This window comes from Desulfovibrio sp. (genome assembly GCF_041907885.1).
GTDB lineage: Bacteria > Desulfobacterota > Desulfovibrionia > Desulfovibrionales > Desulfovibrionaceae > Desulfovibrio.
Genome location: NZ_JAYRGM010000037.1, coordinates 1 through 9,105 on the forward strand (window position 1 = coordinate 1; position 9,105 = coordinate 9,105).

At 59.6% G+C, this 9,105-nt stretch carries 10 protein-coding genes; 6 read left to right on the forward strand and 4 right to left on the reverse strand.

Translation table 11 applies throughout. From position 1 onward, the window contains the following. A partial coding sequence (locus tag ACE3NW_RS11860) for a hypothetical protein (RefSeq protein WP_374283679.1) occupies positions 1 to 66 on the forward strand: 66 nt, incomplete at its 5' end. Further along, entirely contained in the window at positions 66 to 788 is a 723-nt protein-coding gene (locus tag ACE3NW_RS11865; RefSeq protein ID WP_374283681.1) for an ABC transporter ATP-binding protein, read from the forward strand. The genes ACE3NW_RS11860 and ACE3NW_RS11865, both read left to right, overlap by 1 nt. Before the next feature lie 99 nt (positions 789 to 887). On the opposite strand, the gene ACE3NW_RS11870 is transcribed toward ACE3NW_RS11865, so the two are convergent. After that, positions 888 to 1,550, reverse strand: a complete 663-nt coding sequence (locus tag ACE3NW_RS11870) for a flavodoxin family protein (protein ID WP_374283661.1) — start codon at positions 1,548 to 1,550, stop codon at positions 888 to 890. Between the two features lie 121 nt (positions 1,551 to 1,671). Here ACE3NW_RS11870 and ACE3NW_RS11875 point away from each other — a divergent pair, with 121 nt between their 5' ends. Then, positions 1,672 to 2,091 carry a winged helix-turn-helix transcriptional regulator gene (locus ACE3NW_RS11875; RefSeq protein ID WP_374283663.1) on the forward strand — a complete coding sequence of 140 codons (420 nt, stop codon included), beginning with the start codon at positions 1,672 to 1,674 and terminating at the stop codon, positions 2,089 to 2,091. Here ACE3NW_RS11875 and ACE3NW_RS11880 read toward each other — a convergent pair. Then, positions 2,076 to 3,062, reverse strand: a complete 987-nt coding sequence (locus ACE3NW_RS11880) for a DMT family transporter (protein ID WP_374283665.1) — start codon at positions 3,060 to 3,062, stop codon at positions 2,076 to 2,078. The genes ACE3NW_RS11875 and ACE3NW_RS11880 overlap by 16 nt on opposite strands. Before the next feature lie 151 nt (positions 3,063 to 3,213). Between ACE3NW_RS11880 and ACE3NW_RS11885 the strand changes: the two genes are divergently transcribed. Both ACE3NW_RS11885 and ACE3NW_RS11890 read left to right on the forward strand, forming a co-directional pair. Further along, the gene (locus ACE3NW_RS11885) at positions 3,214 to 4,140 is read left to right on the forward strand and encodes a LysR family transcriptional regulator (RefSeq protein WP_374283669.1); all 927 of its coding nucleotides are present in this window, start codon (positions 3,214 to 3,216) and stop codon (positions 4,138 to 4,140) included. A gap of 65 nt (positions 4,141 to 4,205) precedes the next feature. Then, positions 4,206 to 5,156 carry a TIGR01777 family oxidoreductase gene (locus tag ACE3NW_RS11890; protein WP_374283670.1) on the forward strand — a complete coding sequence of 317 codons (951 nt, stop codon included), beginning with the start codon at positions 4,206 to 4,208 and terminating at the stop codon, positions 5,154 to 5,156. Here the strand turns inward: ACE3NW_RS11890 and ACE3NW_RS11895 are convergent. Then, positions 5,153 to 5,926, reverse strand: coding sequence for an ABC transporter permease (locus ACE3NW_RS11895; protein ID WP_374283672.1), 774 nt, complete (start codon positions 5,924 to 5,926; stop codon positions 5,153 to 5,155). The two genes, ACE3NW_RS11890 and ACE3NW_RS11895, sit on opposite strands and share 4 nt — an antisense overlap. A 2-nt stretch (positions 5,927 to 5,928) precedes the next feature. Beyond that, the gene (locus tag ACE3NW_RS11900; protein WP_374283674.1) at positions 5,929 to 6,552 is read right to left on the reverse strand and encodes an ATP-binding cassette domain-containing protein; all 624 of its coding nucleotides are present in this window, start codon (positions 6,550 to 6,552) and stop codon (positions 5,929 to 5,931) included. A gap of 278 nt (positions 6,553 to 6,830) precedes the next feature. On the opposite strand from ACE3NW_RS11900, the gene ACE3NW_RS11905 reads away from it, so the two are divergent. After that, positions 6,831 to 8,708, forward strand: coding sequence for a DEAD/DEAH box helicase (locus tag ACE3NW_RS11905; protein WP_374283677.1), 1,878 nt, complete (start codon positions 6,831 to 6,833; stop codon positions 8,706 to 8,708). Positions 8,709 to 9,105: the final 397 nt, after the last annotated feature.

Here is a 9,105-nt window from a genome sequence, read left to right on the forward strand (position 1 = left end):
ACGCCGCAGGAAATTCAGTCCAACCCCGATGTCATCAAGGCCTACTTGGGCGACGAGAACGTGTGATGCTACTGGAAGTTGAAAATCTCTACGCCGGCTATGGCAAGATTGAAGCCCTTCACGGCATCTCATTTCACGTGAATAAGGGCGAAATTGTTACTCTTATCGGGGCCAACGGTGCGGGCAAGTCTACCACGCTCAAGGCCGTCATGCGCCTTACGCCGCCGGAATCGCCCACGGTTATCAGCGGCGACATTCGCTTTAACGGCGAATCCATTCTGAAAACCGAGCCCCACCACGTTGTGGCCCGCCTCAAGATGGATCTTGTGCCAGAGGGCCGCCACATTTTTGGCAACCTCACGGTGAGCGAAAACCTCAAGCTGGCCACATGGACCCGCAAGGACAACAATATCCAGAAGGACGTGGACAAGGTTTTTGAGCTTTTTCCACGCCTCAAGGAGCGCATGCACCAGCGCAGCGACACGCTCTCTGGCGGTGAGCAGCAAATGCTGGCCGTGGGGCGCGCCCTCATGACCAACTGCTCTGTGCTGCTGCTGGACGAGCCCTCCATGGGTCTTTCGCCCCTGCTCATGTACGACATGTTCCGCACGCTCAAGCAGCTCAACAGCGAGGGCCTGACCGTGGTTGTGGTGGAACAGAACGCCCGCCTGGCACTTCAGGTGGCCGACCGTGGCTATGTGCTCGACACTGGGGCCATTGTTGCCGAAGGTTCTGCCGCTGAACTGGCCGACACGCCCGAAATCAAGGCAGCCTATCTGGGCGCATAGCCCGCAAAGTTTTGCCCAAGAGCAGATATGAAAAGCCCCCGTTGCAAGACGGGGGCTTTTACGTTGGCAAGGGGCAACCAGCAAAACTGCTATGCTGCTTTATTTGCTGGCAGCAACCATGGCCGCACCAATCTTGCGGGCTTCCTCCAGCTCTTGCGGAAAATACGCGTCACGGTAGGCGGCTTTTTCCGATTCAGAAAAACGCTCGCACTCATACTTGCTGTAATCGTCAAACTGGTAGGTATTGCAGGCGTGCATCACCTGCGGCTCGCCAAACAGGCGGCCAGCAAACATTTCCATGCCCTGAAGATTCTGGCGGTAGCCGTACTGTTCCATCAGGGCGCTGTCCACATTCATGGTATACACAAATGCCGTGGGCATGCGCTTGGGCGCAAGCGAGCTGTAATTTTCGTCATACACAAAATAGGCAAACATAAGGCGCTCAAAAAAGCTGCGCAGCTTGCCGGTAATGTTACCAAAATAGATGGGGCTGCCAAAGATGACGCCGTCGGCCTGCGCCAGCTTTTCCAGCACGGGGGTCAGGTCGTCCTTGACCGCACAGTGGCCGTAACTTTTGCCGCCTTTACGCTTGCACGAAAAACAGCTCACACAGCCGTTGTAGTTCAGGTCGTACAGATGGATCATCTCGGTTTCAACGGCTTCGGCACAGGGGGCTGCCGCCGCGCCGTCCAGCGCAGCCTGCAACAGCTTTGCCGTATTGTGCTGTTTTCTTGGGCCACCGTTTATGGCGTAAATTTTCATGATTGTCTCCTTGGGTAAGCTGGTGTGTTGTCAGGTACCGCTTGACGACCATGTATAGCTGCTCTAAGAATATTTTCGCAAGTACGCATTTTTTTCTTCCCTACTTTTTTGTGAGCATACCATGCCAAAAACTTCCGCATCACCCTCGGCCGGGCTGTATGACGACAAGACCCAATGCCCCATCCTGCATGTTTTCAGGCGCATTGGGGGCAAATGGAAGCTGCCTATTCTGTGGCATCTGGCTGATCAGGAAACCGTGCGTTACAACGAACTGAAACGTAGCGTGCGGGGCGTCACCAACATGATGCTGACCAAGTGCCTGCGCGAATTGGAAGAATACGGTCTGGTTATCCGCAGGCAGTACAACGAGGTTCCCCCACGGGTGGAATACTCCCTCACCGAGCGCGGCAAAAAACTGCTCCCGGCCCTGGGAGAACTGTACGCCTGGGGTCGGGAGCAGCTGGACTTTGAAAAAAAAGCGGGGATTCTGGACGGTGCAGGCTGTTCATGCCAGCCGGGCGTAGCTCAACCTCTGGACTGAGCGGGCTGCTCCGGCAGTGTTGCTGCGGCACTTTGCCGGTTTTCAACCACTATGCCGCTGATAATCAGCACCCCGCCAAACAGGGTAGCAATGGTCATCTGCTCGCCCAGCAAGGCCGCGCCAAACAGCACCGCCGAAAGAGGATTGAGTGCGATAAACACGCTGGCCCGGGCCACACCGATCTGCTGGATGCCGTCGTAGTACCAGATATAGGCCACCGCAGACCCAATCACACCAAGGTAGAGCAGGCTTGCGGTCTCTGCCGGGCTAAAACTCCACACCGCAGCCACATCCAGAACGCCTGTGGCTGCGGCGTAGAGCAGCAGCATGAGGGTTCCCGCATAGATGGAATAGGTAACAGTGTGCAGCGGCCCCAGCTGGCGCACCACAGATTTGCAAAACACGCTGTAGGCGCTCCAGCTCAACACACAGCCGCCAATAAGTGCCTCGCCCAGCCAGCCGCCTCCGCCCGGCAGCCCGCCCGCTGGCCCGCCCACTGGCCTGCCCGCTGGCCCCTGCGGGTCGCCCCCGCCCACAACCAGGGCCACGCCGCAAAAACACAGCACAATACCCAGCACCTTGAGCACGGTGATCTGCTCCCTGTAAAACAGGTAGGCAATGAGGGTCATCACGGCAGGATTGAGCGCTACAATAAGGGCCGCACGCGAGGCGCTGATGTGCTGCAACCCGCTGAAAAAGAAAAAGCTGTACGAAAAAATGCCGCAAAAACCCAGCAGTGTTACCACCAGGGCCTGCTGGCCGTTTACCCGCCTGAACCCCTTGCCAGAAAGCAGCAAAAACAGGCTCAGGGCAGCCGAGGCCAGCACAAAGCGCAGGCAGGCCGAAAACATGGGCGCAACACCGGCCAGGCTTCTGCCCGCAATAAAGGTTCCCCCCCAGGCCACAGCCACCAGCGCCAGCCTGACATATACCGAAACATCCCCCGCTCTCCCGCCCTTTCCATCTGCCATATTTGCCATTGTTCTGCTGCCTTGAAGCTGTATGCGTTCAGCGGCCCATAGATATGCGTGGCCGCGCCATTGCCCATGCGGGCTTACTCGCATACACTTACGCCCATATTTATTCATAGTTAAATGAACAAAAACTCATGGCAGCGACACAATGACCCTCACCCAGCTTGAAATATTTTCTGCCGTGGCAGCATGCCGGGGGTTTACGGCGGCGGCTCTGCAACTGGGCATTTCGCAATCGGGCGTATCGCACGCCATCGAGGCTCTGGAGCAGGAATTTGGCGTAAGTCTGTTGCGCCGTGGCAAAAATCCGGAACTCACCCATGTGGGCGCGCGTCTGCTGCGTCAGGCACAGGCCATGCTGGGGCTGGCAGAATCCATGCGGCAAGAGGCCTCTGCCGCGCGCGGCATGAAGCGCGGCACGTTGCGCATCGGCTCCTTTGGCCCCACGGCATCGCTGCGTCTGCTGCCCCCGGTGCTCGAAAAATACCGCGCGGCCTTCCCCGGCATTGAAATTCATGTGGATGAAGGCCCTGACAACGAGGTGGCGCAGTGGCTGGCCGATTGCCGGGTGGATGTGGGTTTTGTCACCCTGCCCAACGAACGCTTCGACACATTCTTTCTCATGCAGGATCAGCTGGTGGCGCTATTGCCCACAGCGCACCCGCTGGCGGGCAAACGCTCTGTAACCCTTGCCGACCTGTGCGCCAGCCCCTTTGCCATGACCAGGGCCGGGTCAGAGGACATCATCGCGCGGCTGTTCCATGCGGCTGGGCTACAGCCAGACATCCACTGCCGTTCGTTGCAGCTTGTGAGCACCATCGCCGCCGTGGCGCGGGGCGATGCCGTCAGCATTGTGGCCGAATCGGCGCTGCCGCCCGAAACCACGCAGGCCTATGTAAAAAAACCCTTGCGCCCGGCTGCCCTGCGCGCGGTGGCGCTGGCCGTGCCGGATACGGCCCGCATGTCGCCAGCCACCAGGGAATTCATACGTATTGCCATGCAGATTTTTGCCCCGCAGGCCGCAGCCGGGGCCAAAGGCAGAGAAAAATTGCCTATTGACCCGCAACAGGTGTAAGGTAAAGCACACACGATTTTTGCGTCAGTTGCACACTTCGGTTCGCACAACAGAGGGGGCTTAGCATGCATGTTCTCATTCTGGGCGGCACGGGCTTTGTGGGGCGGTACGTTGCCGCTGCGCTGATGCGCGAGGGGTACGAGGTAAGCGTTGTTTCACGCAGCGCGGGCAAGGGTGGCAATGGCCCCCGCCGCGTGGTGTGGAACGGCTGGGACGGCGCGGCCCTGTCTGGTCTGCTGGACGGCATTGACGCCATCATAAACTTGCAGGGCGAAAATATTGGCGGGGGCCGCTGGACGGACGAGCGCAAGCAGGCCATTGTGAACAGCCGAGTAGAAACGGGGCGCGCGCTGTGCGTTGCCCTGCGCATGCGCAGGGAACAGGCGCACCCCTTGCCCGCAACGCTGTTGCAGGCCTCTGCCAGCGGGTATTACGGCCTGTGGCAGGAAAATGCGCCCCCCTGCGACGAAGACGCGCCTTCGGGCAAGGGATTTCTGGCCGATACCTGCCGCCAGTGGGAGCAAAGCACCGTGCCTGTCGAGGCCCTTGGGGTGCGCCGCTGCGTGCTGCGGTTTGCTCCCGTGCTGGGCAAAAAGGCAGATGGCACGCCCGGCGGTTTTATCGAGCGCATGCTGCCGCCCTTCCGCATGCATGTGGGCGGGCCACTGGGCTCTGGCCGCCAGCCCTTCTGCTGGACGCACCTTGAGGATATTGCCGGGGTTGTGTCCATGCTGCTGCAACGGCCCGACCTGGCGGGTGCGTTCAATATCTGCGCGCCGCGCACCCCCAGCATGAGCGAATTCACCCGCGCCCTGGGCAAGGTATGCGGCAGCCCCTCGTGGTTGCCGGTTCCCGCCCCTGTGCTGCGCCTGCTGCTGGGACAGATGGCCGACGAACTGCTGCTTTCGGGGCAAAATCCCAAGCCTCTGCGTTTACAGGCTGCGGGCTATGCCTTTCGTCAGCCAGAGCTGGAGGCCGCCCTGCGCAGCGTGCTCACCCAGCCTGCCAAAGCCTAGAATGTCAGCTGCTTCTGGGCATTCCACAGCGTTCTGTAGCCAAAATACAGCGAACAAAAGCAGCACAGGCACACGCAGGCGCAAATGGCCACCATTATGGTGATCTGGTACAGAATGGCCGTGGTAGGTGCTGTGCCCGACAGTATCTGACCTGTCATCATGCCGGGCAGCACAACTATGCCCATGCCCAGCATGGAGTTGAGCGTGGGCACGAGGGCCGTTTCCAGCGCCTGGCACACAAAGGGAAAAAGCACCTTTTCGGGTGTTGCACCAATGTTGAGCAGAGCCTCCACGCGCGCCCGCTGCCCCTCAAGGCCGTTCCAGAACGACTTGAGCCCCAGCGATACGCCCGTAAGCGCATTGCCCATGAGCATGCCGCTGATAGGTATCATGTATTGCGGGTCAAACAGGCTTTGCCCGACAATACAGGTAACGAAAAATACGATGACCCCCAGCCCGCAGCTGGCAATGGATACAGACACGATTACACGAAAGCGCGGGTTGAGTCTTTTATTGCGGGAGAGCACCAGATAGATGGTAAAAAACACCAGCACGGTCAGATAGGCCATGGTGAGCAGAGGGTGCGGGTGCTCAAAAAGAAAGGTAAGCGCATAGCCTGCGGCAATAAGTTGCAGGGTCATGCGCGCGCTGGCCAGCACCAGCAGTTTGGTCTGGTTGATGCGGCATTTTTTCATGATGCCCAGCACCACAAGCAAAAGCACATAGACGAGCAAAAACGAGCCTAACTGAATCTGGGCTACACCGTTCATGGCTATTCCACCTCTGCCCGCAGGCTGATAACATTTTCTGCGTGCCGCGCTGTCAGGGCCGGATCATGGCTTACGGCAACCACGGTCATGCCGCGCTGACGGCAAAAATCCAGCACCTGCGTCATGAACCGCTCGGCGGTTTCCTGATCAAGCGCCGAGGTTGGTTCATCAAGCATGAGCACCTTGGGCAGAAACGAAAGGCAGATGGCAAGAAACACGCGCTGGCGTTCACCGCCAGAAAGGTGCACACAGGGGGCATCGAGATGAAAGTTGGCGCAGCACAGGCGCAGAAAATTTTCTTTTTCTGCTGTTGAAAGAGGCGCAGATTCCCTGGCTTCACAGTAGGCATCAAAATTTTCGCCCACGCTGCGGTCAAAAAGAAATACAGACTGACCGGCCAGCAGAACCTCACGCCGCAGGGTGATGCTGTCGATTTCGTCCATGTCCTGGCCGTGGTACAGCACCGATCCCGCCGTGGGCGCAATGGTTTTGTTAAAGAGCCGCAAAAGCGTACTTTTGCCGCTGCCGCTGGGGCCGGTGATAAAGGTGGCCTTGCCGCCTTCCACGGTCAGATCGCTGTAGCGTATCTGGCCGTAGGCCAGACCGCTTGTCTGTATACAGGACATGGTTTCTCCTGAGAGCTGGCAAATTATGCCATCGCTGGCCCGCACATCCTACAGGGGCTTGCGGTCAGGTCAACAGGCCATTTACCCTGCGCAGCACACAGCGTAAACTTTTTTTGCAACACGGCCGCAAAGAATAGCCATTGAACTTGGCGGCTTTTGGACAGGATTTTTTCAATTACGTTGCTGCAAGCCGCCATCTGGGGCGGATGAGGCATTGTGCATTGGCGTGTATGAGGCTATGGTACGCTACCAAGTAATTTTTTATGTACAGGAACAGCATGTCCCCATCGTTCGAAGATTTTAATTTGTCCCCGGAATTGTTGCAGGCCGTTAAGGATATGGGCTTTGAAGAGCCCTCTCCCATTCAGGTGCTTGCCGTACCCTTTCTGCTGACTGGCCGCGATGCGGTTGGGCAGGCCCAGACAGGTACGGGCAAAACAGCCGCCTTCGGCATGCCCATTCTCGAAAAGCTCACCCCCGCAAGGGATGTGCAGGCGCTGGTGCTTTGCCCCACGCGCGAACTGGCCATTCAGGTTGCTGAAGAGCTCAGCAAGCTTGCCGCCCGCAAACGCGGCGTGGCCATTCTGCCCATTTACGGCGGCCAGGCCATTGAACGCCAGCTGCGCGCCCTCGAACGCGGCGTACAGGTGGTGGTGGGAACACCGGGCCGCGTGATGGACCATCTGCAACGCGGAACCCTGCGCCTGGGCGGCGCGACCACCATTGTGCTCGACGAAGCAGACGAAATGCTCGACATGGGCTTTCGCGAAGATATAGAAGCCATTCTGGAACGGACACCCGCAGACTGCCAGCGCGTGCTCTTTTCTGCCACCATGCCCCCGGCCATTTTGCAGCTGAGCAAGCGCTTTTTGCGCGAACCAGAAATGCTGGCCATTGCCCAGAAAACCCTCACCGTGCCCGCCATCGAGCAGGTCTATTACGAGGTGCGCCCGCACCAGAAAATGGACGCACTGTGCCGCGTGCTGGACGCCCAGGGTTTTCGCAAGGCCCTTGTGTTCTGCTCTACCAAGCGCAGCGTGGACGAAGTGACCGCCCATCTGCAACAGCGCGGCTACCAGAGCGACGGGCTGCACGGCGACCTTGCCCAGTCGCAGCGCGACAGGGTCATGCAGCGCTTTCGCGGTGAAGGGCTCGATATTCTCATCGCCACCGACGTGGCCGCGCGCGGCATTGACGTGGACGATGTGGATGCCGTGGTGAACTACGACATTCCGCACGATGCCGAACGCTATGTTCACCGCATTGGCCGCACGGGCCGCGCGGGCCGCGTGGGCAAGGCATTTACCTTTGTGACCCTGCGCGAACAGCACAAGCTGCGCGACATCATTCGCCACACCAAGGCCCGCATTCAGCAGGAAAGGCTGCCCTCGCTGCGCGATGTGGCCAACATCCGCACCTCGCGGCTGCTGGACGAAGTGCGCGCCACACTGACCGCCGGTGCGCTTGAAAGCTGCATGCAGATGGTCGAGGACTTTTTGGGCGAGCAGTTTGCCGACGATGTGATCACCAGCCGCGATGTGGCCGCCGCCCTGCTCAAGCTGCTGATGCAGCGTGATTTTGGCGATGCCACCAACGTGCCCGAAGTTGACCCGCTGGCCGAAGCGCCCCGCCGCCCTGGCCGCGATGGCCGCGACGGCTATCGCCAGGGTGACCGCGATGGATTCCGCCAGGGCGACCGCGATGGCCGCCCGCGCCGCAACGAGGCCCCCATGACGCGCCTGCACATCAATGTGGGCCATGCGCACAAGGTTTCGCCCGGCGAAATGGTGGGTGCCATCACCGGCGAATGCGGCATTGCTGGCCGCAGCATCGGCGCTATCAGCATTCAGAAGCACTTTAGCCTTGTGGAAGTGCAGAGCGACCTTGCCGACGACGTGCTGGCCGTGCTCAACCGGGGTGTGTTTATCGCCGGAACCCGCGTGGCCGCCAAGCAGGACACGGGCGGCGGTGGCTCGTACCAGCGTAAAAGCTTTGGCCCTGGCGCGCGTGCGCCCCGTGGCCCGCGCCCTGGCTATCCGGCGCGCAACCCGCGTGAAGGCGGCAACGGCGGCGGCAACGGTGGCGGCGGCAAGCGCTTTACGCACCCCGACAAATGGGGCAGAAAGCCCCGTGGCGCTGAAGACGACAGGGATTAATCTTTGTTTGTACGCCAAACGGCCCGCTAGCTCCTGGAGCAGGCGGGCCGTTTTTGTTTTTCCATTGCCCGCAGCGGGCAGCAGGCTGGCTTACACTGGCGGCTTGTGCTGACGGCTTGCACTGGCTGGCCGCTTTGGCCTTGCTGGCCGTGGAGCAAAGCCATCAAGGGGGCTTGCCCCCGTCTTGGGTGTAGACCCCCGTTGAAGGGCTTGCCCCCGTCTTTGGTGTAGACCCAAATACGTTTGTATGTCCTTTTATATGTCCCAACGAATAAATATCCCCCGGCATAGCCGGGGGTTTTTCATATGCGCCTGTAAGGCTCTCTTACCAGCTGCGCCCTAGCAGGCGCATGTACGATCTGACATTTGCATTTCTGTTACTTGCGGCCCGTAAACG

Bases quoted from the DNA above. Each gene is read 5' to 3' on its own strand.
- ACE3NW_RS11880 (WP_374283665.1), bottom strand. From the start codon at position 3,062: ATGGCAGATGGAAAGGGCGGGAGAGCGGGGGATGTTTCGGTATATGTC.
- ACE3NW_RS11885 (WP_374283669.1), top strand. From the start codon at position 3,214: ATGACCCTCACCCAGCTTGAAATATTTTCTGCCGTGGCAGCATGCCGG.
- ACE3NW_RS11865 (WP_374283681.1), top strand. From the start codon at position 66: ATGCTACTGGAAGTTGAAAATCTCTACGCCGGCTATGGCAAGATTGAA.
- ACE3NW_RS11870 (WP_374283661.1), bottom strand. From the start codon at position 1,550: ATGAAAATTTACGCCATAAACGGTGGCCCAAGAAAACAGCACAATACG.
- ACE3NW_RS11875 (WP_374283663.1), top strand. From the start codon at position 1,672: ATGCCAAAAACTTCCGCATCACCCTCGGCCGGGCTGTATGACGACAAG.
- ACE3NW_RS11905 (WP_374283677.1), top strand. From the start codon at position 6,831: ATGTCCCCATCGTTCGAAGATTTTAATTTGTCCCCGGAATTGTTGCAG.
- ACE3NW_RS11895 (WP_374283672.1), bottom strand. From the start codon at position 5,926: ATGAACGGTGTAGCCCAGATTCAGTTAGGCTCGTTTTTGCTCGTCTAT.
- ACE3NW_RS11900 (WP_374283674.1), bottom strand. From the start codon at position 6,552: ATGTCCTGTATACAGACAAGCGGTCTGGCCTACGGCCAGATACGCTAC.
- ACE3NW_RS11890 (WP_374283670.1), top strand. From the start codon at position 4,206: ATGCATGTTCTCATTCTGGGCGGCACGGGCTTTGTGGGGCGGTACGTT.